Origin of the sequence: Pseudomonas sp. NPDC086251, from assembly GCF_044746405.1 — a bacterium.
GTDB lineage: Bacteria > Pseudomonadota > Gammaproteobacteria > Pseudomonadales > Pseudomonadaceae > Aquipseudomonas.
The window spans coordinates 7,087-32,992 of sequence record NZ_JBIVBY010000044.1; the positions used below are offsets into that span (position 1 = coordinate 7,087).

Annotated in this window: 27 protein-coding genes; 18 read left to right on the forward strand and 9 right to left on the reverse strand. The window is 58.4% G+C overall.

The genetic code is table 11. The annotated features are described in order from the left end of the window. The first annotated feature begins 189 nt into the window (after positions 1 to 189). The 7 genes from ACIPL2_RS31620 (at position 190) to ACIPL2_RS31650 (ending at position 5,088) form a co-directional block, all read left to right on the forward strand. Complete coding sequence (locus ACIPL2_RS31620; protein WP_401363748.1) at positions 190 to 759, forward strand: electron transport complex protein RnfA; 570 nt, start codon at positions 190 to 192, stop codon at positions 757 to 759. Continuing rightward, on the forward strand, positions 756 to 1,970 hold the full coding sequence (gene rsxB, locus ACIPL2_RS31625; protein WP_401363751.1) for an electron transport complex subunit RsxB: 1,215 nt from the start codon (positions 756 to 758) through the stop codon (positions 1,968 to 1,970). The genes ACIPL2_RS31620 and rsxB overlap by 4 nt, the downstream gene beginning before the upstream one ends. Then, complete coding sequence (locus ACIPL2_RS31630) at positions 1,957 to 2,949, forward strand: RnfABCDGE type electron transport complex subunit D (RefSeq protein ID WP_401363754.1); 993 nt, start codon at positions 1,957 to 1,959, stop codon at positions 2,947 to 2,949. The genes rsxB and ACIPL2_RS31630 overlap by 14 nt, the downstream gene beginning before the upstream one ends. Further along, a complete protein-coding gene (locus ACIPL2_RS31635) occupies positions 2,946 to 3,554 on the forward strand; it encodes an RnfABCDGE type electron transport complex subunit G (RefSeq protein WP_401363757.1) in 609 nt (202 codons plus the stop codon). The genes ACIPL2_RS31630 and ACIPL2_RS31635 overlap by 4 nt, the downstream gene beginning before the upstream one ends. Then, entirely contained in the window at positions 3,551 to 4,138 is a 588-nt protein-coding gene (locus tag ACIPL2_RS31640; RefSeq protein ID WP_401363760.1) for an Rnf-Nqr domain containing protein, read from the forward strand. Before ACIPL2_RS31635 ends, ACIPL2_RS31640 begins: the two co-directional genes overlap by 4 nt. A 25-nt stretch (positions 4,139 to 4,163) precedes the next feature. Then, positions 4,164 to 4,802, forward strand: coding sequence for an endonuclease III (gene nth / locus ACIPL2_RS31645; protein WP_401363762.1), 639 nt, complete (start codon positions 4,164 to 4,166; stop codon positions 4,800 to 4,802). Positions 4,803 to 4,908: 106 nt separating this feature from the next. After that, positions 4,909 to 5,088 (forward strand): PA3496 family putative envelope integrity protein, encoded by a 180-nt coding sequence (locus tag ACIPL2_RS31650; protein ID WP_007898493.1) that lies wholly within the window; start codon positions 4,909 to 4,911, stop codon positions 5,086 to 5,088. Positions 5,089 to 5,179: 91 nt separating this feature from the next. Here the strand turns inward: ACIPL2_RS31650 and ACIPL2_RS31655 are convergent, their stop codons facing one another. Further along, on the reverse strand, positions 5,180 to 5,806 hold the full coding sequence (locus ACIPL2_RS31655) for a response regulator transcription factor (RefSeq protein ID WP_059406296.1): 627 nt from the start codon (positions 5,804 to 5,806) through the stop codon (positions 5,180 to 5,182). Positions 5,807 to 6,368: 562 nt separating this feature from the next. On the opposite strand from ACIPL2_RS31655, the gene ACIPL2_RS31660 reads away from it, so the two are divergent. Next, the gene (locus ACIPL2_RS31660; RefSeq protein ID WP_401363765.1) at positions 6,369 to 7,010 is read left to right on the forward strand and encodes a hypothetical protein; all 642 of its coding nucleotides are present in this window, start codon (positions 6,369 to 6,371) and stop codon (positions 7,008 to 7,010) included. Positions 7,011 to 7,178: 168 nt separating this feature from the next. Here ACIPL2_RS31660 and ACIPL2_RS31665 read toward each other — a convergent pair whose 3' ends face one another. Beyond that, the gene (locus tag ACIPL2_RS31665; protein WP_007898502.1) at positions 7,179 to 8,396 is read right to left on the reverse strand and encodes an argininosuccinate synthase; all 1,218 of its coding nucleotides are present in this window, start codon (positions 8,394 to 8,396) and stop codon (positions 7,179 to 7,181) included. Between the two features lie 129 nt (positions 8,397 to 8,525). Beyond that, on the reverse strand, positions 8,526 to 9,434 hold the full coding sequence (locus tag ACIPL2_RS31670; protein WP_401363768.1) for an OmpA family protein: 909 nt from the start codon (positions 9,432 to 9,434) through the stop codon (positions 8,526 to 8,528). Positions 9,435 to 9,594: 160 nt separating this feature from the next. Here ACIPL2_RS31670 and pyrC point away from each other — a divergent pair, with 160 nt between their 5' ends. Continuing rightward, positions 9,595 to 10,641, forward strand: a complete 1,047-nt coding sequence (gene pyrC / locus ACIPL2_RS31675; protein ID WP_401363770.1) for a dihydroorotase — start codon at positions 9,595 to 9,597, stop codon at positions 10,639 to 10,641. After that, a complete protein-coding gene (rnt, locus tag ACIPL2_RS31680) occupies positions 10,638 to 11,315 on the forward strand; it encodes a ribonuclease T (RefSeq protein ID WP_033057472.1) in 678 nt (225 codons plus the stop codon). The genes pyrC and rnt overlap by 4 nt, the downstream gene beginning before the upstream one ends. Before the next feature lie 190 nt (positions 11,316 to 11,505). Here the strand turns inward: rnt and ACIPL2_RS31685 are convergent, their stop codons facing one another. Continuing rightward, positions 11,506 to 12,108 (reverse strand): peroxiredoxin, encoded by a 603-nt coding sequence (locus ACIPL2_RS31685; protein WP_008155583.1) that lies wholly within the window; start codon positions 12,106 to 12,108, stop codon positions 11,506 to 11,508. A 314-nt stretch (positions 12,109 to 12,422) separates the two neighbouring features. Here ACIPL2_RS31685 and ACIPL2_RS31690 point away from each other — a divergent pair, with 314 nt between their 5' ends. Both ACIPL2_RS31690 and bfr read left to right on the forward strand, forming a co-directional pair. Then, positions 12,423 to 12,641, forward strand: coding sequence for a bacterioferritin-associated ferredoxin (locus ACIPL2_RS31690; RefSeq protein WP_008155585.1), 219 nt, complete (start codon positions 12,423 to 12,425; stop codon positions 12,639 to 12,641). A gap of 199 nt (positions 12,642 to 12,840) precedes the next feature. Continuing rightward, positions 12,841 to 13,314 carry a bacterioferritin gene (gene bfr, locus ACIPL2_RS31695; protein ID WP_017340571.1) on the forward strand — a complete coding sequence of 158 codons (474 nt, stop codon included), beginning with the start codon at positions 12,841 to 12,843 and terminating at the stop codon, positions 13,312 to 13,314. A gap of 238 nt (positions 13,315 to 13,552) precedes the next feature. Here bfr and grxD read toward each other — a convergent pair whose 3' ends face one another. From grxD to ACIPL2_RS31710, 3 genes are all read right to left on the reverse strand, one after another. Beyond that, positions 13,553 to 13,894, reverse strand: a complete 342-nt coding sequence (gene grxD, locus ACIPL2_RS31700; RefSeq protein WP_401363774.1) for a Grx4 family monothiol glutaredoxin — start codon at positions 13,892 to 13,894, stop codon at positions 13,553 to 13,555. 97 nt (positions 13,895 to 13,991) lie between these two features. After that, a complete protein-coding gene (locus ACIPL2_RS31705) occupies positions 13,992 to 16,097 on the reverse strand; it encodes a molybdopterin oxidoreductase family protein (protein ID WP_401363777.1) in 2,106 nt (701 codons plus the stop codon). A gap of 134 nt (positions 16,098 to 16,231) precedes the next feature. Beyond that, on the reverse strand, positions 16,232 to 16,522 hold the full coding sequence (locus tag ACIPL2_RS31710) for a hypothetical protein (RefSeq protein ID WP_401363780.1): 291 nt from the start codon (positions 16,520 to 16,522) through the stop codon (positions 16,232 to 16,234). 407 nt (positions 16,523 to 16,929) lie between these two features. Between ACIPL2_RS31710 and argF the strand changes: the two genes are divergently transcribed. Together argF and ACIPL2_RS31720 are read left to right on the forward strand one after the other, a co-directional pair. Continuing rightward, positions 16,930 to 17,850, forward strand: a complete 921-nt coding sequence (gene argF, locus ACIPL2_RS31715; RefSeq protein WP_401363783.1) for an ornithine carbamoyltransferase — start codon at positions 16,930 to 16,932, stop codon at positions 17,848 to 17,850. Next, complete coding sequence (locus tag ACIPL2_RS31720) at positions 17,847 to 18,956, forward strand: ABC transporter ATP-binding protein (protein WP_401363786.1); 1,110 nt, start codon at positions 17,847 to 17,849, stop codon at positions 18,954 to 18,956. Before argF ends, ACIPL2_RS31720 begins: the two co-directional genes overlap by 4 nt. Positions 18,957 to 19,071: 115 nt before the next feature. Here ACIPL2_RS31720 and ACIPL2_RS31725 read toward each other — a convergent pair whose 3' ends face one another. Both ACIPL2_RS31725 and ybaK read right to left on the reverse strand, forming a co-directional pair. Continuing rightward, positions 19,072 to 19,854 carry a PhzF family phenazine biosynthesis protein gene (locus tag ACIPL2_RS31725; RefSeq protein ID WP_401363789.1) on the reverse strand — a complete coding sequence of 261 codons (783 nt, stop codon included), beginning with the start codon at positions 19,852 to 19,854 and terminating at the stop codon, positions 19,072 to 19,074. A 14-nt stretch (positions 19,855 to 19,868) separates the two neighbouring features. Continuing rightward, positions 19,869 to 20,339 carry a Cys-tRNA(Pro) deacylase gene (ybaK, locus tag ACIPL2_RS31730; RefSeq protein WP_007971306.1) on the reverse strand — a complete coding sequence of 157 codons (471 nt, stop codon included), beginning with the start codon at positions 20,337 to 20,339 and terminating at the stop codon, positions 19,869 to 19,871. 370 nt (positions 20,340 to 20,709) lie between these two features. Here ybaK and ACIPL2_RS31735 point away from each other — a divergent pair, with 370 nt between their 5' ends. From ACIPL2_RS31735 to glpD, 4 genes are all read left to right on the forward strand, one after another. Next, positions 20,710 to 21,561 carry an MIP/aquaporin family protein gene (locus tag ACIPL2_RS31735; RefSeq protein WP_401363793.1) on the forward strand — a complete coding sequence of 284 codons (852 nt, stop codon included), beginning with the start codon at positions 20,710 to 20,712 and terminating at the stop codon, positions 21,559 to 21,561. Positions 21,562 to 21,635: 74 nt separating this feature from the next. Next, positions 21,636 to 23,141, forward strand: a complete 1,506-nt coding sequence (gene glpK / locus ACIPL2_RS31740; RefSeq protein WP_401363796.1) for a glycerol kinase GlpK — start codon at positions 21,636 to 21,638, stop codon at positions 23,139 to 23,141. Between the two features lie 96 nt (positions 23,142 to 23,237). Beyond that, positions 23,238 to 23,993: a DeoR/GlpR family transcriptional regulator gene (locus tag ACIPL2_RS31745; protein WP_059406283.1), complete on the forward strand. Its 756-nt coding sequence runs from the start codon at positions 23,238 to 23,240 to the stop codon at positions 23,991 to 23,993. 311 nt (positions 23,994 to 24,304) lie between these two features. After that, a complete protein-coding gene (glpD, locus tag ACIPL2_RS31750; RefSeq protein WP_401363800.1) occupies positions 24,305 to 25,843 on the forward strand; it encodes a glycerol-3-phosphate dehydrogenase in 1,539 nt (512 codons plus the stop codon). The last annotated feature ends 63 nt before the right edge of the window (positions 25,844 to 25,906 follow it).

Genomic DNA, 25,906 nt, shown 5'->3' on the forward strand with positions numbered 1-25,906 from the left:
GTTCTTCTACTCCTTTTCCAACTTCACAAACCGCCTTTTCAATATAATCATATATAAAAAAAAAAAAAAAAAAAAAAACCCCCCCCCCCCCCCCCCCCCCCACAGCTCCTACACAGCTCCTACACAGCTCCCAAAGGGTAATCATCAGCCCCAACGATGTGTGGATACGGACGCTCAGGTAACCAGATCATGACCGAACTGCTTCTTACGCTTATCAGCACTGCCCTGATCAACAACCTCGTGTTGCACTGGCCGCTGGGCGTCGATCCGCTGCTGGGTGCCGAGCGCGACAAGGTCCACGCATTGGGGATTGCGACGACGTGCCTGATGCTGATCGTCGGCGTGCTGGGCTACTCGGCCTACCATTGGCTGCTGGTTCCGCTGGAGCTGACTTCGCTGCGCCTTTTCGTGTTTCTACCCTTGAGCGTTCTGCTGATCGGCCCGTTGCTGAAGCTGCTTTCACAGGCATTACCGAAGCTGTCGTTCGATAGCCTCTGGCCGCTGCTGCTTGGCAACGCCGGCGTGCTTGGGCTGGCGCTGATCAACACCCAGGAGGACAAAGGATTTTTTCATACCACAGCCCTGAGCCTTGGCGCCGGGTTGGGTTTCTGGCTGGTGCTGAGTCTGTTCAGCGACTTGCGCCAGCGCACTATCGATAACGATGTTCCCCTGCCCTTTCGTGGCCTGCCGATCGACCTGATCGGCGCCGGACTGATCGCAGTGGTTTTTCTCGGATTCAGCGGACTGATCAAAACATGAGTCTGATTCAACGCATCGATGCCCTCCTGCCGCAGACGCAATGCGGCAAGTGCGGCCACCCCGGATGCAAGCCCTACGCCGAAGGCATCGCCAGCGGCGAGCCGATCAACAAGTGCCCGCCCGGCGGCAGTGAAACCATCGCGGCGTTGGCTGAACTGCTGAAAGTGCCGGTACTGGAACTGGATGTCACTCGCGGTTCCGCCCCGGCGCAGATCGCCTATATCCGTGAAGCCGAATGCATCGGTTGCACCAAGTGCATTCAGGCGTGCCCGGTAGACGCCATTGTCGGCGCGGCGAAATTGATGCACACGGTGATCATCGATGAATGCACCGGCTGCGACCTCTGCGTGGCGCCCTGCCCGGTGGATTGCATCGAGATGCGCCCGTTGCCACTGGACACGGTGCTGCCGATTGTCGGCGGCCTGGCGTTCAGTCTTGAAGAGCAACGGGCTCGCGCCGCCAAGCGCAACCATGCACGCCGCCGTTTCGAACAGCGCAACGCCCGTCTGCAGCGTGAAGAAGAGCAGAAAGTTGCCGAACGTCAGGCTCGGGCACATCGCGCCGCGCCGCAGCCCAGTGAAGCAACGCTCGACCCGGTGCAGGCCGCCCTTGAGCGTGTTCGCGCACAGAAAGCGGCAAATGCCGATGCGGCGTTGAAAAAAGCCAAGATCGATCTGGCCATGACCCGGGCGCAACTGAACAAGTCGCTCAAGGCATTCGGGCATCCGCCGACCTTCGAGCAGCAGTCGCAACTGATCGTCCTGCAACAGCAGTTCGAAGCCGCCGAGCAAGCGTTGGCGCAATTGGAAAGCAGCGCACCACCAGCACCGGCGCCCACCGCTCCGGCGAAGGATGCCGAGCTGAAACGGGCGAAAATCCAGTTGGCCATGCGCCGCGCCGAACTCAAAAAGGCTCAAACCAGCGAAGCGCCCGCCGAACAGATCGAACTGTTGGGGTGTGCCCTGCGCGACGCCGAACACACCCTGCAGGCGGCTGAAGCGGCCAGCGAGCAGCCCTTGCCGGACTTGGCGCGTGTCGAAAAGCGTCCCATCGACAGCCAGCTTCGACAGCTGAAAACCGAATTGGCCTACGCCCGCGCCGACGTGAGTAAACTTGAGCGGCGCGCCGATACTCCCGCCGAACGAATGGACAAGGCTCGCGCCCGTCTGCAGGAAGCCGAGCGTCAGGTGGATGCCTATGTCGCCCCTTGAATCAGTGGATGAGCGCCTTCAGCAAGCCATGAAACTGGTGTTGCTGGCCACCGTGCCAGGGATGCTGGTGTTGTTCTGGTTGTATGGTTGGGGTGTATTGATCAACCTGATGCTGGCGGGCGTGACCGCGCTGGCTGTTGAAGCGGCCGTGTTGCGGCTACGCAAGCGAGCGTTGAAGCCCACCTTGAGCGACGGCAGCGCGCTCGTCAGTGCGACGCTGCTGGCATTGGCCTTGCCGCCGTATTGCCCGTGGTGGCTGACGGTGTGTGCGGCGGCCTTCGCGATGATATTCGGCAAGCACTTGTATGGCGGCGTCGGCAAGAACCCGTTCAATCCGGCGATGCTCGGTTTCGCCCTGGTGCTGGTGACCTTTCCCCAGCAGATGACCCACTGGCCGTCGTCCCATGGCATGGACCTGTTCGGCGGTTTGCAGCAGGTGTTCGGTTTCAGTCTCAGCCCGACGCCGGATGCCTGGGTTCAGGCCACGGCGCTGGACAGCCTGCGGATCAACAAAAGCCTGACGATGGACGAGCTGTTCGCTGGCAATCCGGCGTTCGGCCACTTCGGCGGCCGTGGCGTGGAATGGGTCAACCTGGCTTTTCTGGCGGGTGGCGCGTTTCTGCTGCAACAGCGAGTGTTTAGCTGGCATGCGCCGGTCGGCATGCTCGCCAGCCTGTTCGTCATCAGCCTGTTGTGCTGGAACGGTTCGGGCTCCGACTCCCATGGCTCGCCCCTGTTTCATCTGCTCACCGGCGCGAGCATGCTCGGGGCGTTTTTCATCATCACGGAGCCGGTGTCCGGCGCCAAAAGCCCGGGTGCCCGACTGCTGTTCGGCGCGGGTGTGGGCCTGCTGACTTATCTGATTCGAACCTGGGGGGGTTATCCGGACGGCGTGGCGTTTGCGGTATTGCTGATGAACCTCTGCGTGCCGGCGCTGGAGCGGTTGATCGTGTCCAGGCAGGAGCGAGTTGCGCCATGAGCCGAGCGTCGAGCGTTGTGATCCTGGTGATACTGGCGGGCGTCGGGCTCGGCGCGACTTACCTCGTGCAGTACGCCAGCGCGCCAAGGATTGCCGCCGAACAACGGCTGATCGACAGCCGCAATCTGCTCGACCTGCTGCCCGCAGACAGCTACGACAATCAGCCGCTGGCGCAACCGCTCACGCTGGCAAACACGACCCTGGCCAACAGCACGCTGCTGAGTGGCTACCGCGCGACCAAGGCCGGCCAACCCAGCGCTGTGTTACTGCGCAGCCAGACCCTGGGCTACGCCGGCGCCATCGAGTTGCTGATCGCCATCGATGCCAACGGTAGATTGTTGGGCGTCAAAACCCTCAAGCAATCGGAAACCCCAGGGCTCGGCGCGCGAATCGCCGACTGGCCTAATACCTGGCTTCAGGCTTTCACTGGCAAATCGCAAACCGAACCGGCCGACAATGGCTGGGCCTTGAAAAAAGATCAGGGACGGTTCGATCAGATCGCGGGCGCGACCATCACATCGCGGGCGGCAATTAATGCCATTCATGATGCGTTGCGCTACTTCGATGAACACCGGCAACAACTGATTGGGAGTAGTACGCCATGACTCAATCGTCGACGTTGCAGAACTCGCTGATGCTGACCCTGCTGATCGGTGCCACCGACACGCTGGTGACCGCGCTGGGCCTGTGGCTGATGTTCTTCCTGGTGATCAGTGCCTTTGGTGTGAGTATGGGTGTCGTGCGGTCCCGACTCATGCCGAGCACTCACGTGCTTGCCGGCGTGCTGCTGGCGGCCACACTGACCAGCTGCGTCGAACTCGCTCTGCAAGTCTGGTCGCTGCCGTGGCATCAACATTTGGGGTTCTACGCCGGATTGATCGCCTTGCAATGCGTCGTGCTGGAACACAGCGGTTTTTTCCAGGACGCGTGGCGTGATCGCCTGCGCCTGTGTGCGCTGTTCGGCGCGTTGATGCTGGGCCTGGGCCTGCTGCGCGAGTTCATCGGTGCTGGGACCATTGGTAGCCATCTGTCGTGGCTGGCCGGCGCTACGCAAGCAGACTGGCCAGGCTGGGTTGTCAACGCCGACGGTGGCTTGCGCCTGGCGACTCTGGCCCCTGGCGGGTTCATTCTGCTGGGATTGCTGATCGCCGCATGGCAGGCCTGGCGCCAACCAACGCCCTCACACTGACTGCTTTCGAGGAAACGCACTGCCCATGAATGCCGCAAAACGCCTGGAAATTTTCCGCAGGTTTCACGAAGACAATCCGGAACCGAAAACCGAACTGGCCTACTCCTCGCCGTTCGAATTGCTGATCGCCGTGATTCTGTCCGCACAGTCGACCGATGTCGGGGTCAACAAGGCCACCGCCAAACTCTACCCGGTGGCCAATACGCCGGCGGCCATTTACGCGCTGGGCGTCGAAGGTCTCTCGCAGTACATCAAGACCATTGGCCTGTTCAACAGCAAGGCGAAAAACGTGATTGAGACCTGTCGCTTGCTGGTTGAGCGCCATGGAGGTGAAGTGCCGCAGACCCGCGAGGAGCTGGAAGCGCTGCCCGGCGTCGGCCGCAAAACCGCCAACGTGGTGCTCAACACGGCGTTTCGTCAGCTGACCATGGCGGTGGATACGCATATTTTCCGGGTCAGCAACCGCACCGGCATCGCGCCAGGCAAGAATGTGGTCGAGGTCGAGCAAAAACTGATGAAGTTTGTGCCCAAGCAATACCTGCTCGATTCTCATCACTGGCTGATCCTCCACGGACGCTACGTTTGCCTGGCCCGCAAGCCTCGCTGCGGCAGTTGCCGGATCGAAGATTTATGTGAATACAAGCAAAAGACCTCGGACGATTGAGGCGCTATTAGGTTTTTTGATTTATCGATTGAAAAAATCTTTTTTACCCGCCGGGAGATTGTCGATATAAGGAGCGCCAAAGGCAGTCTTAGCCTGGAGTAACAAAATGAGCACTGGCAAAGAGCAATTGGACGTAGAAGACGACTTCACCCCTGTTGAGGCCGATGACGCTGAACCCGTGGTTGAAGTAGCGAAGACCAACCTGAGCAAACGCCGCACCATCGACAATCTGCTGGAGGAGCGCCGACTGCAAAAGCAATTGGCCGATTACGATTTTGACTTATGACACCTGAAAGCCTCCCGAAACGGAGGCTTTTTACTCTGTGCCGAACCCTGTTTAACGCTGCCCCATCACCCCACGTCAAACGCTGAGACCGTCACACCAAACCGTTGCGCTGCGCCAATTCGATCAGATCGACCAGAGAGCGGGCATTGAGTTTCAACAGCAGGCGAGTCTTGTAAGTACTGACGGTTTTATTGCTGAGGAACATGCCGTCCGCAATTTCCTTGTTGGTCTTGCCCCGGGCCAACTGCTGCAACACCATCATTTCCCGCCCCGACAGACGATCCACCATATCGGCTTCACTGGCATTGCCCAGGCTGGAACGTACGGTATGCAAGGCTTGATTCGGGAAGTAGCTGTAGCCTGACAACACGGCCTTTATTGCGCTGAGCAATTCCGTCAGATCCTGTTGCTTGCAAACATACCCGGCGGCGCCCGACTGCATGCAACGCATGGAAAAATGCCCGGGCGCCTGGGAAGTCAATATCAGCACTTTCATGGGCATCGCTGTCGAGGTCAGACGCGCAATGACTTCCAGCCCATCCAGCTTCGGAATGCCAATATCCAATATGACAATATCCGGCATAAGTTCACGCGCGAGTTGTAATGCATCCACGCCGTTATCTGTTTCTGCAATGACTTCGTAGCCATGACGTTCCATCAGCATACGTACCGCAAGACGAATGACGGGGTGATCATCCACGATCAGCACTTTATTCATGGGCAAGTCCAATTTCGCTGTTCGAATTTTTAGAGCCCGCACAATAGCCTAGTCGTTTCACCCATGGCATGCCGTCCCCCCCGGCCACCCACACCGAGAGACATTCCCTACAAACAACGCGGATTAATCTTACAAAAATTCTTCGAATACTCTGCATCAGAAGATTTTCCAGCGCGCCGGCCTTCCGATATTCAATAGTTTTTTGTATCGATTTTTGACCAGTAAATCAAATAAACAGACTGGGCGGCAGCGACCCGATGGAAGTCGACGACTGAGTTATGCTCAAAAGTAACCGATATTGACCGTATCAACGTTCATTCCGGAAATATCACACGCCAAGTATCCACTTCTTCTTACAGCAAAAAAAACGCCATGCTCAATTATGAATAGACGATGACAATTAAGTAAAACCACCACATAGTCAGTCATCAAAAAATCATTTAACACTTTACATCAAGGCGAACAGACCTGCCCTAAACGCAAACAATAACGCTACTATTAAAATCGACATCCAACTCAACTTCAACCCATCGAGAAAAGACAACTTTCATGAGCATTAACCATGACCAAACTCAAAAAAAGAATTACCAACCCCATGACCGTCATCGCGATATTCGCAACACTGTCTGAAACATCGGCAGCCGTTTCACTGCCCTTTCTCGACAATAAGGAACGAGAAATCTATATCTGGTTTCTGATCAGCTTTCCTTTTTATTTGCTGTTTCTGTTCTTTATCACACTCAACTTCAATTATCGTTCGCTCTATGCGCCTTCCGACTTTGAAAAAGAAAAGCACTTCATAAAGGTCATGGACAGTGCCGAGCGCTCGGAAAGCACTGCCCCCTCGCCACCCGCCCAGCGTCCCCGAAACATCCAGGATCCACCCGCCGAGGCCGGTTCAAAGCGCCCCGTTTCGGTTCAGCACCATGTCAGCCTGGCCGAGCGGCTAAAGGATCTGTACATCATTGATGCGCGCCGGATGCACAAAGAGGTTCAGTTCAGTGAAGTGATGGAGAAGATTCAGAAAGAACAGGGAAAGCTGGCGCACGCGGTCGTGTTCATCACGTGTGACGAATCGGAGTTATTACTGAAGAAAAGCGCACTCAAACAGTCAAGGCACACAAAGAAGCGCAGCAACATGACGTTTTGCATGGCTTACAACTTGAATTCACAAGGCGTGACGCTCATTGATCAAAACGTGTAAACCGACACGCAGCCGTCAGTCGCGCTTTAAGATCAATAAGGGACAAATAGTCAGGAAGGTATTACGGACACGAAAAAACACGGCATCGCAACGTCAGGCAAAATCCCCTTTCAGACGTGTGACCTTGTCGACGACAAGGCCACACGTCCTGTTACGGTCTCAAAGGTCTCAGAAAAGCTTCCGGCCTTTGTTCGCGGCAATGCGCATACGCAGCGCATTGAGCTTGATGAAGCCCGCTGCGTCAGCCTGGTTGTAGGCGCCGCCATCTTCCTCGAAGGTCGCGATGTTGGCGTCGAACAACGACTCGTCGGACTTGCGCCCGGTGACGATCACGTTGCCTTTGTACAGCTTCAGGCGCACAACGCCATTCACGTGAGCCTGGGACGCATCGATCATCTGTTGCAGCATCAGACGCTCAGGGCTCCACCAGTAACCGGTGTAGATCAGGCTGGCGTATTTCGGCATCAGCTCGTCTTTGAGGTGAGCCACTTCGCGGTCCAGGGTGATCGATTCGATCGCACGGTGAGCGCGCAGCATGATAGTGCCACCCGGGGTTTCGTAGCAGCCACGGGACTTCATGCCGACGTAACGGTTCTCGACGATGTCGAGACGGCCGATGCCGTGTTCGCCGCCGATACGGTTCAGGGTCGCCAGTACGGTGGCCGGGGTCATTTCGACGCCGTCCAGCGCGACGATGTCGCCGTTGCGGTAGGTCAGTTCCAGGTATTGCGCTTTGTCAGGAGCCTTCTCCGGGGAGACGGTCCATTTCCACATGTCTTCTTCGTGCTCGGTCCAGGTGTCTTCCAGCACGCCGCCTTCATAGGAGATGTGCAGCAGGTTGGCATCCATCGAGTACGGGGATTTCTTCTTGCCGTGACGCTCGATCGGGATGTTGTGCTTTTCAGCATAATCCATCAGCTTTTCACGGGAGAGCAGGTCCCATTCGCGCCATGGAGCGATCACTTTCACGCCCGGTTTCAAGGCGTAGGCGCCCAGTTCGAAACGAACCTGGTCGTTACCCTTGCCGGTGGCGCCGTGGGAAATGGCGTCAGCGCCGGTTTCGTTGGCGATTTCGATCAGGCGCTTGGCGATCAACGGACGAGCGATGGAAGTACCCAGCAGGTACTCGCCTTCGTAAACGGTGTTGGCGCGGAACATCGGGAAAACGAAATCGCGCACGAATTCTTCGCGCAAATCGTCGATGTAGATCTCTTTGACGCCCATGGCCTGAGCCTTGGCGCGTGCAGGTTCGACCTCTTCGCCCTGACCCAGGTCAGCGGTGAAGGTCACGACTTCACAGTTATAAGTATCCTGCAGCCACTTGAGGATCACCGAAGTGTCCAGGCCGCCGGAATACGCCAGAACGACCTTGTTTACGTCCGCCATGCCATCACTCCACGGGGTTCTACGGAAAGCCGCCAAGTCTACCGGTCATGCAGGATAATTTACAGAGGCGCGACAGCTTATGACGACGAAGCGACAGATTATGTCGAGCGAGCGACGATGACAGCCGGTTCAGGAGGTCTTCGCCGCGCTCGCCGAGACCGTTGCCTGAGGCGCCGGCTGTTCGGTGGGCGCGACCCGCGCGAGGTGCACATTGACTCGACGGTTTTTCGCTCGATTGGCGGAATTGGTGTTGGGCGCCAGTGGATAGCGTTCGCCGTGGAAACGTACGGTGATCTGCGATTCCTGAACACCGTTGGCCTTGAAAAACTCCATGACGGCCAGGGCGCGACGCCGCGACAGGTCACGATTGGTCAGGCGATTGCCGCTGTTGTCGGAGTGGCCATCGAGTTCGATGTGGTTGACCGTCGGATCGGCCTTCATGAACTCCAGCATCACTTGCAACTGCGCCTTGGCCTGCGCGTCGAGATCGATGCCTTCGCCGGGGAAACCGATCTGGGATTGTTTGACCTGCTCGAAATTCCTCGGCAACAGCTTCGCCACACAGCCCTGATAGTCGTTGAAGGCCTGGCTGAACTTGACCGGCAATAGACGCACTTCCGACACCCGGCCGTCGCCCGAATAATGCCGCACGACTGTACTGCGACCGTCCATCAAGCCGCTGATCAAGCGCCCGGCCTGTACTTGCGAACTGTTGAACAGCACATTGCCGCTGCCGATTCGCACGGAGCCGAGGTTGATATCGCCACGCCCCGGTTGCCACGGTGCTGCGGCCGCCAGCAAGGTCGCCGAACCGCCGCCGATCATCGAGTTATAGGCCTTCAGACGAAACGTCGCTTGCTCGCCGGCGCGACGCACGAACTCACCCGAACCGAAATCGGTGATCGGTTGCGTCAGGCGGCACTCGAATTTGTCACCTTCGACGGTCCACTCGATGCTCTCCAGACGCGTCTGGAAAGTGAGCGCCATCGCAGGAAGGCTGGCAAACACGCTGAGCAAGGCTAAATAACGCTGGCGCACGGGAGGCTCCACTGGCTTCTACAACAAAAAAGACCGACACACACTTGTTTACGGCATACCTGTTGGATATCGGAAGCTTCCTGCAAAACTTGATAGCGAGTGCCTGAGAGAGTCTTTTCCGGTAGCATTCCCCTCAGTTTGACCCGCCTGGAATCCCCTCATGTCCGACCGCCTGACCCTGCTGCGTCCCGACGACTGGCACATTCATCTTCGCGATGGTGCCGTGTTGACCAATACCGTTGCGGATGTTGCGCGCACCTTTGGTCGCGCCATCATCATGCCTAACCTGGTACCTCCGGTGCGTAATGCGGCTGAAGCCGACGGCTATCGCCAGCGGATTCTCGCTGCACGCCCGGCCGGCAGTCGCTTCGAACCGTTGATGGTCCTGTACCTGACCGACCGCACCCAGCCTGAAGAAATTCGCGAGGCCAAGGCCAGCGGTTTCATTCACGCCGCCAAGTTGTACCCGGCCGGCGCGACCACCAATTCGGACTCTGGCGTCACCAGCATCGACAAGATCTTCCCAGCACTTGAGGCCATGGCCGAAGTCGGGATGCCCTTGTTGGTTCACGGTGAAGTCACCCGCGGCGATGTCGACGTGTTCGATCGCGAAAAAATCTTCATCGATGAGCACATGCGTCGTGTGGTCGAGCGTTTCCCGACGCTCAAAGTGGTGTTCGAACACATCACCACCGCGGACGCCGTGCAGTTCGTCAACGAGGCTTCGGCCAACGTCGGCGCGACCATCACCGCTCATCACCTGCTGTACAACCGCAACCACATGCTGGTGGGCGGGATTCGGCCGCACTTCTATTGCCTGCCGATTCTCAAGCGCAACACCCACCAGGAAGCGCTGCTCGATGCCGCCACCAGCGGCAGCGACAAGTACTTCCTCGGCACCGACTCGGCGCCGCATGCCCAGCACGCCAAAGAAGCCGCTTGCGGCTGTGCCGGTTGCTACACCGCTTATGCAGCGATCGAGATGTACGCCGAGGCCTTCGAGCAGCGCAACGCGCTGGACAAGCTCGAAGCCTTCGCCAGCCTCAATGGCCCGCGCTTCTACGGCCTGCCCGTGAATACCGATCGCATTACCCTGGTCCGCGATGAGTGGACCGCCCCAACCAGCCTGCCATTTGGCGAGCTGACCGTAATCCCGCTGCGCGCCGGTGAAAAACTGCGCTGGCGCCTGCTGGAGGAACACGCGTGAGTGAAGACCATTTCGACGACGAACAGGACGGTCAAGGCGGCGGAGGTGGTTCGCGCCACCCGATGGCCGAGCGCTTCCGTGGTTACCTGCCAGTCGTTGTCGACGTTGAAACCGGTGGTTTCAACTCTGCCACTGACGCCTTGCTGGAAATTGCCGCGACAACTATCGGCATGGACGAAAAAGGATTTGTGTACCCCGATCACACCTATTTCTTCCGCGTCGAGCCTTTTGAAGGCGCGAACATCGAAGCAGCCGCCCTGGAGTTCACCGGGATCAAACTCGATCACCCGCTGCGCATGGCAGTGAGTGAAGAAGCAGCCCTGACCGATATCTTCCGCGGCATCCGCAAGGCCCTGAAAGCCAACGGTTGCAAGCGAGCGATCCTGGTCGGGCATAACAGCAGCTTCGACCTGGGCTTCCTCAACGCCGCTGTCGCGCGCCTGGACATGAAACGCAACCCGTTTCATCCGTTCTCCAGTTTCGACACCGCAACGCTCGCTGGGCTGGCTTACGGTCAAACCGTATTGGCCAAGGCCTGTCAGGCCGCCGATATCGACTTCGACGGTCGCGAGGCTCACTCGGCTCGCTACGACACCGAGAAGACGGCTGAGCTGTTCTGCGGCATCGTCAATCGCTGGAAGCAAATGGGCGGCTGGGAAGACTTCAACGACTGATTGCGGTGGCAGACACGTTTTTTGTAGGAGCGAGCTTGCTCGCGATGAACGCGCGAGCGCCGCGGTGAGTCAGGATTGCAGCGTTATCGTTGACGACCATCGCGAGCAAGCTCGCTCCTACAGGGATGATTCCCCCGCCCATAAAAAAACCGGCCATGGTGGCCGGTTTTTTTATGCCTGACGCTTGGGCTTACAGGGCCGCAGCGTGCTCGGTCAGGTAAGCCGCAACACCTTCGGTGGAAGCGGTCATGCCTTTGTCGCCTTTTTTCCAGTTGGCAGGGCACACTTCGCCGTGCTCTTCGTGGAATTGCAGAGCGTCGACCAGACGAACCAGCTCTTCGATGTTACGGCCCAGCGGCAGGTCGTTGATGATCTGCGAGCGGACAACGCCTTTGTCGTCGATCAGGAACGCGCCACGGAACGCTACGCCGTCAGCGGACTGAACGTCGTAGGCCTTCATGATTTCCTGCTTGATGTCGGCAGCCATGGTGTAACGGACCTGGCCGATACCGCCATTGTTGACCGGGGTGTTGCGCCAGGCGTTGTGGGTGAAGTGCGAGTCGATCGACACGGCGATCACTTCAACGTTGCGTGCCTTGAAGTCAGACATGCGGTTGTCCAGAGCGATCAGCTCGGACGGGCAAACGAAGGTGAAGTCCAGTGGGTAGAAGAACACCAGGCCGTATTTGCCTTTGATGGCCGAGGACAGGGTGAAGCTGTCTACGATCTCGCCATTGCCGAGTACGGCCGGTACGGTGAAGTCAGGGGCTTGCTTGCCTACGAGTACGCTCATTGAATATCTCCTGGTGTATAAACGTGAAGTTCCGGGTTTGCGCCAGCCTGCCACCCTCAGGCGACAGCCCTGTGACACCCACCCGCTTCATAAGGACCGGCCATCATACACTGCGTTTTTGACCTGTCCTCAACGGTTTTTCGCAGACGGGCAAATTTGCCGCTGCCCCGTTTACTGGCAGATGGCCTTGAAGAAAACCGTTCGTCAGTCACGCGGGCTTATAACGCAAAGCTTTCAGAAACCACTTTGACAATCATTCTCGTTAACATTAAGATCCATCGCAATTGAGTCACAACCAGCGACGGTTTTCACTTATGTATGTCTGCCTCTGCACTGGCGTTACCGACGGTCAAATCCGCGAAGCAATCTATGAAGGTTGCTGCAGCTATAAGGAAGTCCGTCAAGCCACCGGCGTCGCCAGCCAATGCGGCAAATGCGCCTGCCTTGCCAAGGAAGTGGTCCGCGAAACACTGACCAAACTGCAATCCGCCCAGGCTGCAATTCCCTACCCTGTAGAATTTACAGCCGCGTAAATACCGTATTTCAAAGAACCGGACTCTATGTCCGGTTTTTTTATGTCTGGAAATCAATCGCTTACGCGCTAGACGCGGAACACAAACATTCTTATTCCGATTAATTTTCACTTAAGTTTCAATAACTTAGGTTTGACACTCCTAATTACGCGGCTCAAACTCTGCCTTATAGACAGCTAATACAGGGCAGGACCCCATCATGAAAGGCGACATTACAGTCATCCAGCATCTCAACAAGATCCTTGCCAATGAGCTGGTCGCGATCAATCAATACTTTCTGCATGCGCGCATGTATGAAGATTGGGGCCTGAACAAGCTCGGCAAGCACGAATACCACGAATCCATCGACGAGATGAAGCACGCGGACAAGCTGATCAAGCGCATTCTGTTTCTTGAAGGCCTGCCGAACGTCCAGGACCTGGGCAAACTGCAAATCGGTGAGCACACCCAGGAAATGCTGGAGTGCGACCTGCGTATCGAACGCACCGGTCACGCCGATCTCAAAGTGGCTATCGCTCATTGCGAAACCGTTGGCGACTTTGGCAGCCGCGAACTGCTCGAAGACATCCTTGAGTCCGAAGAAGAACATATCGACTGGCTGGAAACCCAACTGGGCCTGATCGATAAAGTCGGTCTTGAGAACTATCTGCAATCGCAGATGGGCGAAGAATAAAGCAAAGAGCTATGTAAGAGGTAAGAGCTGTGTAGGAGCTGTCGAGTGCAACGAGGCTGCGATCTTGACAATAACAGCATCAACACCGACACCGACACCGACACCGACTTCAACATAACTTATCAAACGCAATAAAAAGCCCCGCTCCTCTTTCAAGGAGCGGGGCTTTTTAGTTGCTGAAGATCAAAAGATCGCAGCCTCGTTGCACTCGACAGCTCCTACAGGGGAGCCAGTCGGCTTACGCTTCGGTCTTGTTGGCAGCAGCAGCTTCAACAGCCGCCTTGATCGTGGCCTGCAACGAACCATCAGCCGACATCTCGGTCATGATGTCGCTACCGCCGATCAGCTCACCACCGACCCACAGTTGCGGGAAGGTTGGCCAGTTGGCGTATTTTGGCAGGTTGGCGCGGATTTCCGGGTTCTGCAGGATGTCCACGTACGCAAACTTTTCACCACACGCCATCACGGCCTGCGCGGCTTTCGCGGAGAAGCCACACTGCGGGGCATTCGGCGAACCTTTCATGTAAAGCAGAATGGTGTTGTTAGCAATCTGCTCTTTAATCGTTTCGATGATATCCATGAAGCACCTCGGCTGAACTTTCCGACTCAGGGGTCGGCACGGTGGCGCATTGTAACGGAAACCCGAGCGCCATGCTCGGTCTCCCCGACAGACTTGATCAAGCCGCCGCCACGGTCACTGGCACGCCGTTCAATGCCGCATTGCCCGACAACTCGTCGAGATGACACTCATCGGTCAGGTCATTGGCGCTGGAACCCGGTTGGCCACTAGCAATCGTCATTTGCACTCCCGGTCGCGCATGGCCCCAACCGTGAGGAAGGCTGACCACGCCTTTCATCATATCCAGACTGCCGAGCACTTCAACTTCAATCACGCCGACCCGCGAACTGACCCGCACCCGCTGCCCATCATTGAGCCCACGGCTGGCCAGGTCGTCCGGGTGCATCAGCAATTGATGGCGCGGCTTGCCCTTCACCAGCCGATGATAGTTATGCATCCACGAGTTGTTACTGCGGACATGACGACGGCCGATCATCAGCAATTCATCAGCCGCCGGTGCTTGCAAGGCCGCAAACCGTGCGAGATCGGCAAGGATCACGGGCGGCGCAGCCTGGACGCGCTGGTTGGCGGTTTTCAGTCGCGACGCCAGGTTGGGTTTGAGTGCCCCAAGATCGACCCCATGCGGGTGATCGAACAAAGTCGCCAACGACAATTTATGCTCCGAAGCATCGCCATACAGGCCCATCCGCAAGCCGCGATCGATCATCTGCGCTGGCGCGATGGTCGGTTTCAATTCCTTGCCGGTCTTCGCGGCAAAGGCCTTGGCCAGTCCGACGAAGATCTCCCAGTCGTGCAACGCACCCTCTGGTTTCGCCAGGATCGCGCGGTTGAAGCGGCTGACGTTACGCACCGCAAACATATTGAACGTGGTGTCGTAATGATCGTTTTCCAGGGCCGAGGTGGAAGGCAGGATCAGATCGGCATAGCGCGTGGTTTCGTTGATGTACAGGTCGACGCTGACCATGAACTCCAGGCCGTCCAGTGCCTGCTCCAGTTGCCGGCCATTGGGCGTCGACAGCACCGGATTGCCCGCTACAGTGATGAGCGCGCGGACCTGCCCTTCCCCTTCGGTGAGCATCTCTTCGGCCAGTGCCGACACCGGCAGTTCTCCTGCGTACTCCGGACGCCCGGACACGCGGCTCTGCCACAGGTTGAAGTGCCCACCCGACGTAGACGCCACCAGGTCCACCGCCGGCTCGGTGCACAGCGCACCGCCCACGCGGTCGAGGTTGCCGGTAACCAGGTTGATCAACTGCACCACCCAGTGACACAAGGTGCCGAATGCCTGGGTCGACACCCCCATGCGGCCATAGCAGACCGCTGTCGGCGCGGCCGCGAAATCCCGGGCCAGTTGACGGATCTGCTCGGCGGGCACCGCGCACAGCGGGCTCATGGCGTCAGCGGTGAAACCTGCCACCGCCTGGCGAACCTCATCCAGCCCATCCACCGGCAGATGACTGTCGTGGGTCAGGCCTTCAGCAAACAGGGTATTGAGCAGCCCGAACAACAGCGCCGCATCGCCACCCGGACGCACGAACAAATGCTGATCGGCAATCGCCGCCGTCTCACTGCGGCGCGGATCGACCACCACCACTTTGCCGCCCCGGGCCTGAATCGCCTTCAGGCGCTTTTCCACATCCGGCACGGTCATGATGCTGCCGTTGGAGGCCAGCGGGTTGCCGCCGAGGATCAGCATGAAATCGGTGTGATCGATGTCAGGGATCGGCAACAGCAAGCCATGGCCGTACATCAAATGGCTGGTCAGGTGATGGGGCAACTGATCGACCGACGTTGCGGAAAAGCGGTTGCGCGTTTTCAGCAGGCCGAGAAAGTAATTGCTGTGGGTCATCAGCCCATAGTTGTGCACGCTGGGATTGCCTTGATAGACCGCCACCGCGTTCTGCCCATGACGCTCCTGAACGGCGGCCAGACGCTCGGCGACAAGATTGAAGGCGTCTTCCCATTCGATGGGTTGCCATTCGCTGCCAACCCGCAGCATCGGCTGATGCAGGCGATCCGGATCATTCTGGATGTCCTGCAAGGCAACGGCCTTGGGGCAGATATGCCCGCGGCTGAAGGTGTCTTGGGGATCACCCTTGATCGAAGTGATCTGCAGGTTGCCGTCGACCTCGGTGGTTTCGATGGTCAGGCCGCAGATGGCTTCACACAAGTGGCACGCACGATGATGGAGAGTCTTGGTCATGGCCAGTCTCTGTCTTGTTCTTGGCGGGCAATATCAGCCGCGGGAACAAAACTATGGCGCCTGCCCCGCGACTGCGCCAGCGACGTTCGTCTTGTGAATCGGTAGCCATCAGGCCAGCCGATGGCCGCTCGAAATCAGTTCGGCGGCAACCTCGGCGGCGCCTGCAACTGTATCTCCTGAACAGTTTCGATCTGTTCCTGGGCCAGGTGTACACCGGTGAGTTCGCCGATCAGGCGCCAGTGCTCGTCGAGCCCGGTGCTGATGGTGGCCATGCGGTCGATCATGCGGCGGCCGGCGGCCTTGGTGACCTCGTCGTTACTGCGCATCAACTCGAAGGACATCGAGGTCATTGAAGCGGTAAGGTGGGTCAGAGAACGGGCCGTGAGGCCGAGTAGCTCCATGAGTTGCTGTTCTTTCGATTCCATTCCAGAGGCTTCCTGCGTCGTTCGTGACTTAGTTATAACCCAGCACTTTGCATTAGCAAGTGTTTCAGACGAGGCACATTGCCAGCCAGGACCTCGAATGCCGGGTCAGAAACCGACAAGCAGAGCGCGATCCCCGCCCCGGTTGATTGCAAAGCCCCTTGGCCGCAGTGTACAAATGGTGGGCTGCTGTCAGGAAACAGGCTTCAAAAGCGCTACTGCGGTCACCCCGTAGCCCCTCTGAAATCCCCTAAAAACCGTAGCCCTATTGGTAAGACGCGACATTTAATTATAAGATCGCGCCTTCCCCTATTTCGTCGCCCCGTGCGGCTTACGCCGCAGGTCTCGCCCGTTTTTCAGTTAAACAAGGCTTTGAGTATCTGCGGTCTGTTGCAAAAAGGTAGTCAATGATGAGCGCAAGGCACTTTCTCTCCCTGATGGATTGCACGCCCGAAGAGCTGGTCAGCGTGATCCGTCGAGGCGTTGAGCTCAAAGACCTGCGTAACCGCGGCGTACTGTTCGAGCCTTTGAAAAACCGCGTGCTCGGGATGATTTTCGAGAAGTCCTCGACCCGCACCCGCATTTCCTTCGAAGCCGGCATGATCCAGCTCGGTGGCCAGGCGATCTTCCTGTCGCCGCGCGACACGCAACTGGGCCGTGGCGAGCCGATCGGCGATGCCGCCATTGTCATGTCGAGCATGCTCGATGCGGTGATGATCCGTACGTTTTCCCACAGCACCCTGACTGAATTCGCCGCCAATTCGCGCGTCCCGCTGATCAACGGCCTGTCCGATGACCTGCACCCGTGCCAGCTGCTGGCCGACATGCAGACGTTCCTCGAACACCGTGGTTCGATCCAGGGCAAGACCGTGGCCTGGATCGGTGACGGCAACAATATGTGCAACAGCTATATAGAAGCGGCGATCCAGTTCGACTTCCAGTTGCGCATTGCCTGCCCGGAAGGGTTTGAGCCCAACCCTGAGTTCGTGGCCAAGGCCGGTGATCGCGTCACCATCCTGCGCGATCCGAAGGAGGCCGTGCGCGGCGCCCATCTGGTCAGCACCGACGTCTGGACCTCCATGGGCCAGGAAGAGGAAACCGCCAAGCGCCTGAAGCTGTTCGCGCCATACCAGGTCAACCGTGCCCTGCTCGACCTGGCCGCCCCGGACGTGCTGTTCATGCACTGCCTGCCGGCTCACCGTGGCGAGGAAATCAGCGTCGACCTGCTCGACGACACGCGCTCGGTGGCCTGGGATCAAGCCGAAAACCGTCTCCACGCACAAAAGGCCCTGCTCGAATTTCTCGTCGAGCCGGCGTACCACCACGCATGAGCCAGCCATTACTGCTTAACCTGCGCAACCTCGCCTGCGGCTACCAAGACCAGCGGGTCGTGCAGAACCTCAACCTGCATTTGAATGCCGGCGATATCGGTTGCCTGCTGGGCTCTTCGGGCTGCGGCAAGACCACTACCCTGCGGGCCATTGCCGGATTCGAACCGGTGCACGAAGGTGAAATCCAGCTGGCGGGCGAGACCATCTCCCGCGCCGGTTTCACCCTCGCCCCGGAGAAACGCCGGATCGGCATGGTGTTCCAGGACTACGCGCTGTTTCCGCACTTGAGCGTGGCCGAGAACATCGCCTTCGGGATCCGCAAGCACCCGCAAAAGGATCGCGTCACCGAAGAGTTGCTGGAACTGGTCAACCTGAAAAACCTCGGCAAGCGTTTTCCGCATGAGCTGTCCGGTGGCCAGCAACAGCGTGTCGCACTGGCCCGCGCCCTGGCGCCGGAACCGCAACTGCTGCTGCTCGACGAACCGTTCTCCAACCTTGATGGTGAGCTGCGACGCAAGCTCAGCCAAGAGGTGCGCGACATTCTCAAGGCCCGTGGCACCAGCGCGATTCTGGTCACCCACGACCAGGAAGAAGCCTTCGCGGTCAGTGACCATGTCGGCGTTTTCAAGGAAGGTCGGCTGGAGCAATGGGACACGCCCTATAACCTGTATCACGAACCGCTGACGCCGTTCGTGGCCAGCTTCATTGGCCAGGGTTACTTCATTCGCGGTCAGCTGAGCAGCCCGGAGTCGGTGCAGACCGAGCTGGGCGAATTGCGCGGCAATCGAGCCTACACCTGGCCGGTTGGTGGTGCGGTGGATGTGTTGCTGCGTCCGGACGATATTGTTTATGCACCGGACAACGGTTTGAAAGCACGCATCGTCGGCAAGTCTTTCCAGGGAGCGTCCACCCTGTATCGCTTGCAGCTACCCACAGGTGCACAGCTTGAGTCGATCTTTCCGAGCCATGCCGATCACCAGGTAGGTTCGGATGTCGGCATTCGTGTCGCCGCTGAACACTTGGTACTGTTCCAGGCATCGGGCAGCACAGCGGCGCAGATTCCGGCGACAGAATCCGGCGTCCGGCGCCACAGCACCGCTTACTGATATACGCAGGCAAATGTGGGAGCGGGCTTGCTCGCGAAAGCGGACTGTCAGTTGACATCATCGTTGACTGACACACCGCCTTCGCGAGCAAGCCCGCTCCCACATTTGATTGGGGTCAACCCAGAAACAACGTGCCGCTCGCAACGAGCGTCGCATGCCCGCCAATCTTCACCCGATCGCCTTCCAGCCGGCAGAACAACTCCCCGCCCCGCGCCGAACATTGATAAGCCGTCAGGCTCGACTTACCCAACCGTTTCGACCAATACGGAATCAAGCTGCAATGGGTTGATCCGGTCACCGGGTCTTCGCTGATGCCGATCGCCGGGGCAAAGTAGCGAGACACAAAATCCTGCTGGCTGCCCTTGGCGGTGACGATAGCGCCCAGCCACGGCAGCTTGGCCAGGGCGACCATGTCCGGCTGACATTCGAGCACGGCTTGCTCGGACTCCAGCACCACCAACAGTTCATTCGAACCCAGCACATCGACCGCTTCCACACCGAGTGCGCGTTCGACATCCAGGGTCACGCCGACCTCAGAGGGCACGATGGCCGGAAAATCCAGCCACAGGCGCTCACCTTCACGGGTCACACTCAACGGGCCGGAGTTGCAAACGAAGTCCAGACGTTCGACCGGTTCCTTGTAGATTTCAAACAGCACGTAAGCGCTGGCCAGGGTCGCATGCCCGCACAGCGGTACTTCCGTCGTCGGGGTGAACCAGCGGATATGCCAGGCTTGCCCTTCGCGCACCACGAAGGCTGTTTCGGCGAGGTTGTGTTCGGCGGCGATCTTCTGCATTAACTCATCGGCGAGCCAGGCATCGAGCCTGTAGACCATCGCCGGGTTGCCACTGAAAGGTCGATCACTGAACGCATCGACCTGGTGAAATTCAAGCTGCATGACCCTCTCCCTCGTCAGGCCCGGCCGATATCGGCGAACTTGGCCTGGGTATGCTCGGCCAACACCGCCGGCGCCAATTCCACTTCCAGACCTCGACGACCGGCGCTGACGAAAATGCTGGCGAAAGGCTGCGCAGAGTTATCAATGAAGGTGCGCAAGCGCTTCTTCTGCCCCAGCGGGCTGATCCCGCCCAACAGGTAACCGGTGGATCGTTGCGCAGCAGCAGGGTCAGCCATTTCGACTTTTTTCACGCCGGCCGCATGAGCCAGGCCTTTCAGGTCGAGACTTCCGACGACCGGCACCACCGCCACCAGCAACTCACCTTTCTCACTCGCCGCCAGCAAGGTCTTGAACACCTGCGCCGGGTCCAGTCCCAGTTTCTCCGCGGCCTCCAGCCCATAGGACGCTGCCTTGGGATCATGTTCGTAACTGTGCACGCGATGTTCGGCACGAACTTTTTTCAACAAATCCAATGCGGGGGTCATGGCAGCTCCAGACTGGGCGGAGGAAGAAAAATACTGCGTTGGATTCTAGGACATTGATCGATAAAAGGCTCTATTGCGGCGCTGTTTCAAGGGATTGCCAGCGCCGTTTGCCGTTCGTCCACATTCGGTCTGTTCCGTGAACGACACAATCATTCACGTGACTAATAGTTGAAATGTGACTGACGGTTCACTTTCGACCTTTGACAGCAGTGTTTCTTGTCTATATTTTTTCGAATGTGAATACTGTACCAATGTGTCACGACAGCACCCAGCAGTAAGCCGAGAACAGGATGGGGATCCTGCCTTGGAGGAAATCGCGCTTTGGCCATGATGAAAAAAGCGCCAGACAACAACAAAAAAGAGGTTTTCAATGACAACTGCTTTACAACAACCGTCGCTCTCGAGCCAATGCATGGCTGAGTTTCTGGGTACTGCACTGCTTATATTTTTTGGTACGGGCTGCGTTGCCGCGCTCAAGGTAGCGGGTGCCAGCTTCGGCCTGTGGGAAATCAGCATCATCTGGGGCATCGGCGTGAGCATGGCGATCTACCTGACCGCCGGGGTTTCCGGTGCTCACCTCAATCCTGCCGTCAGCATTGCCCTGAGCCTTTTCGCAGATTTCGAAAAGCGTAAATTGCCGTTCTACATCCTGGCCCAGGTCGCAGGCGCCTACTGTGGCGCCATGTTGGTTTACACGCTGTACAGCAATCTATTCTTCGATTACGAACAAACTCACCATATGGTTCGCGGCACCCAGGCCAGCCTTGAATTGGCGTCGGTGTTCTCCACCTTCCCCAACCCGGTCTTGTCCACAGCCCAGGCTTTCCTGGTTGAAGTGATCATCACCGCGATCCTGATGGGCGTGATCATGTCCCTGACCGACGACAACAACGGCCTGCCAAAGGGCCCGCTGGCGCCTCTGCTGATCGGCCTGCTGATTGCGGTGATCGGCAGTTCGATGGGACCGCTGACCGGTTTCGCGATGAATCCGGCGCGTGACTTCGGTCCTAAACTGATGACTTTCTTCGCGGGCTGGGGTGAAATTTCCTTCACCGGCGGGCGCGATATCCCGTATTTCCTGATTCCGATTTTCGCACCGATTGTCGGTGCCTGCCTCGGTGCTGCGGCGTATCGCGGGCTGATTGCCCGTCATCTGCCGAGCGCCGAACCTGCTACAAAGGAAGCAGCATCGGCCATTGACGGCAAACCAAGAACTTCTTGATACCGCTGGCGCGCAGTCCTGCCCATTGATCGCGCGCCTGACTCCACTCCCTTTTTTCGTCCAAGGCAATCGACATGACCGACACACAGAACAAGAACTACATCATTGCCCTCGATCAGGGTACGACCAGCTCCCGCGCGATCATTTTCGACCGCGACGCGAACGTGGTCTGCACCGCCCAACGGGAATTCGTCCAGCATTACCCGCAAGCTGGCTGGGTCGAACATGACCCGATGGAAATCTTCGCCACCCAAAGCGCCGTGATGGTCGAGGCCCTGGCTCAGGCCGGCCTGCATCACGACCAGGTCGCGGCCATCGGCATCACCAACCAGCGCGAAACCACCGTGGTCTGGGACAAGACCACCGGCCGCCCGATCTACAACGCGATCGTCTGGCAGTGCCGCCGTAGTACCGAGATCTGTCAGCAGCTCAAGCGCGACGGTCATGAGCAATACATCAGCGACACCACCGGCCTGGTCACCGACCCGTACTTCTCCGGCACCAAGCTCAAGTGGATCCTCGACAACGTCGAAGGCAGCCGCGAACGTGCACGCAAAGGTGAGCTGCTGTTCGGTACCGTCGACAGCTGGCTGATCTGGAAATTTACCGGCGGCAAAGTCCACGTCACCGACTACACCAATGCCTCGCGCACCATGCTCTTCAACATCCACACCCTGGAGTGGGACGCGAAGATGCTGGAGGTGCTGGATATTCCGCGCGAGATGCTGCCGGACGTTAAATCCTCGTCGCAAATCTATGGCCACACCAAAAGCGGCATCGCCATCGGCGGTATCGCCGGCGACCAGCAGGCCGCCCTGTTCGGCCAGATGTGTGTCGAGCCCGGCCAGGCGAAGAACACCTACGGCACCGGCTGCTTCCTGTTGATGAACACTGGCGACAAAGCCGTGAAGTCCAAGCACGGCATGTTGACCACCATCGCGTGCGGCCCGCGCGGCGAAGTCGCCTACGCGCTGGAGGGCGCCGTATTCAACGGCGGTTCGACTGTGCAGTGGCTGCGTGACGAATTGAAAATCATCAACGACGCCCACGACACTGAATACTTCGCCAACAAGGTCAAGGACAGCAACGGCGTGTACCTGGTGCCGGCCTTCACCGGCCTGGGCGCTCCGTACTGGGACCCGTATGCCCGTGGCGCACTGTTCGGCCTGACTCGCGGCGTACGCGTGGATCACATTATTCGTGCCGCGCTGGAGTCGATTGCCTACCAGACCCGCGACGTACTCGACGCCATGCAACAGGACTCCGGCGAACGCCTTAAATCCCTGCGCGTGGACGGCGGCGCGGTGGCGAACAACTTCCTGATGCAGTTCCAGGCCGACATCCTCGGCACTCAGGTCGAGCGTCCGCAAATGCGTGAAACCACGGCACTCGGCGCCGCCTACCTGGCGGGCCTGGCGTGTGGCTTCTGGGGTAGCCTGGACGAGTTGCGCGGCAAGGCGGTGATCGAGCGCGAATTCGAACCGACCCTGGACGAAACCGCCAAGGAAAAACTCTATGCCGGCTGGAAGAAAGCCGTTAGCCGCACTCGCGATTGGGAACCGCATGAAGGCGCTGAATAAGCCTAGCTAAGTACTCGTATCCGTATGTAACTGGTCGGGAGCGGATTCCTGCGGCATCATGGGCAAATTTTTGCACGGCAGCCCAAAGGAAGCCCCATGAATCTGCCTCCCCGTCAGCAGCAAATCCTCGAACTGGTCCGCGAGCGCGGCTATGTCAGCATCGAGGAAATGGCTCAGCTGTTCGTCGTTACACCGCAGACCATCCGCCGCGATATCAATCAGCTTGCGGAAGCCAATCTGTTGCGTCGCTACCATGGCGGCGCAGCCTACGATTCCAGCGTCGAAAACACCGCCTACGCCATGCGCGCCGATCAGATGCGCGATGAAAAACAGCGTATCGGCGAAGCCATTGCCGCGCAGATTCCCGATCACGCCTCGCTGTTCATCAATATCGGCACCACCACCGAATCGATTGCCCGGGCGCTGCTCAACCACAACCACCTGAAGATCATCACCAACAACTTGCACGTGGCCTCGATGCTCAGCGCCAAGGATGACTTCGATGTCCTGCTGACCGGCGGCAACGTGCGGCGAGATGGCGGCGTGGTGGGACAGGCCAGTGTCGACTTCATCAACCAGTTCAAGGTCGACTTCGCCCTGGTCGGCATCAGCGGTATCGATGAAGACGGCAGTTTGCTGGACTTCGATTATCAGGAAGTGCGGGTGTCCCAGGCGATCATCGCCAACGCTCGGCAGGTGATCCTCGCCGCCGACTCCAGCAAGTTCGGGCGCAACGCCATGATTCGCCTAGGGCCGATCAGCCTGATTGATTGCCTGGTTACCGATCAGCAGCCTGTGCCGGCGTTGGCGCAGTTGTTGAGCCAGCACAAGATTCGGTTGGAAGTGGTTTAAACACCCCCTCCATCTTCGGCGCCTGTACCGGCGCCTTCGCGAGCAAGTCGAATCGTCGCACCGCCGCCCCCACAGGATTGCGCATAACCTGTGGGAGCGGGCTTGCTCGCGAATACGGTCGCCCACGTGACAGACCTTCTGCGGCTTACCGCACATCTGAATGTTCGAATATTTTCCTTTAACTGCCCTTCGATGAGTATTTTCAATCGAAGTTAACTGGCTGTGCGCGGCTTTATGGGCTACCATTTTCGTAAATGAACATTAATGTTCGAATTCCAATACAGAAAATCAGAAAACCCCGAGGCCAGCCGATGCCCACTTCTACCTTGCCTACGCCCCCTCTCGCCGAGGTCTACGATATCGCCGTCATCGGCGGTGGGATCAATGGCGTGGGGATCGCAGCGGATGCCGCCGGTCGCGGTCTTTCGGTGTTCCTTTGTGAAAAGGACGATCTGGCCAGCCACACCTCGTCGGCCAGCAGCAAGCTGATCCACGGTGGCCTGCGCTACCTGGAACATTACGAATTCCGCCTGGTGCGTGAAGCACTGGCCGAGCGCGAAGTGCTGTTGGCCAAGGCCCCGCACATCGTCAAACAGATGCGTTTCGTGCTGCCGCACCGCCCGCACCTGCGTCCGGCATGGATGATTCGCGCCGGTCTGTTCCTGTATGACCATCTCGGCAAACGGGAAAAACTCGAAGGCTCGAAAAGCCTCAAGTTCGGCCCGGACAGCCCGCTGAAAAGTGAAATCACCAAAGGCTTCGAATACTCCGACTGCTGGGTCGACGATGCTCGCCTGGTGGTGCTGAACGCCATGGCCGCCCGCGAAAACGGCGCCCACGTTCACACCCAGACCCGTTGTGTCAGCGCTCGCCGCACCAAGGGTTTGTGGCACCTGCACCTGGAACGCGCCGATGGCAGCCTGTTTTCGATCCGCGCCAAGGCGTTGGTGAACGCGGCCGGGCCATGGGTCGCCAAGTTCATTCGTGACGACCTGAAGATGGAATCGCCTTACGGCATCCGTCTGATCCAGGGCAGCCACCTGATCGTGCCAAAACTGTACGAAGGCGAACACGCGCACATTCTGCAAAACGAAGATCAGCGCATCGTGTTCACCATTCCGTACCTGAACCACTTCACCCTGATCGGCACCACCGACCGTGAATACACCGGCGATCCGGCGGCCGTGGCAATCACCGAAGGCGAAACCGATTACCTGTTGAAAGTGGTCAACTCGCATTTCAAGAAACGCATCAGCCGCGACGATATCCTGCACAGCTATTCCGGTGTGCGTCCGCTGTGCAACGACGAATCCGACAACCCGTCGGCCGTTACCCGCGACTACACCCTGGCGCTGTCGGGCACTGGTGAAGAAGCGCCGTTGCTGTCGGTGTTCGGCGGCAAACTGACCACCTACCGCAAACTGGCCGAGTCGGCGCTGGCGCAACTGGCGCCGTACTTCAAGGACATCAAGCCAAGCTGGACCGCCACCGCTACCCTGCCGGGCGGCGAAGACATGACGACCCCGCAGGCACTGAGCTCGCTGATCCGTGACAAGTTCGACTGGGTACCGACCGAGATCTCGCGCCGCTGGTCCACCACCTACGGCAGCCGCACCTGGCGCATGCTCGAAGGCGTGCAGAACCTCAGCGATCTGGGCGAACACATCGGCGGCGGTCTCTACACCCGCGAAGTCGATTACCTGTGCAGCGAAGAGTGGGCGACCACTGCGCATGACATTCTGTGGCGCCGCAGCAAGCTCGGCTTGTTCACCACCCCGGCAGAACAGGACAAGCTCAAGGATTACCTGAACAAGGTCGAGCAGAACCGCAGCAAGATCGAAGCGGCCTGATCGGTAAACCAGAGGTAAAAAAGCCCCGTGTCTCGAAAGAGCGCGGGGCTTTTTGTTGGGTCA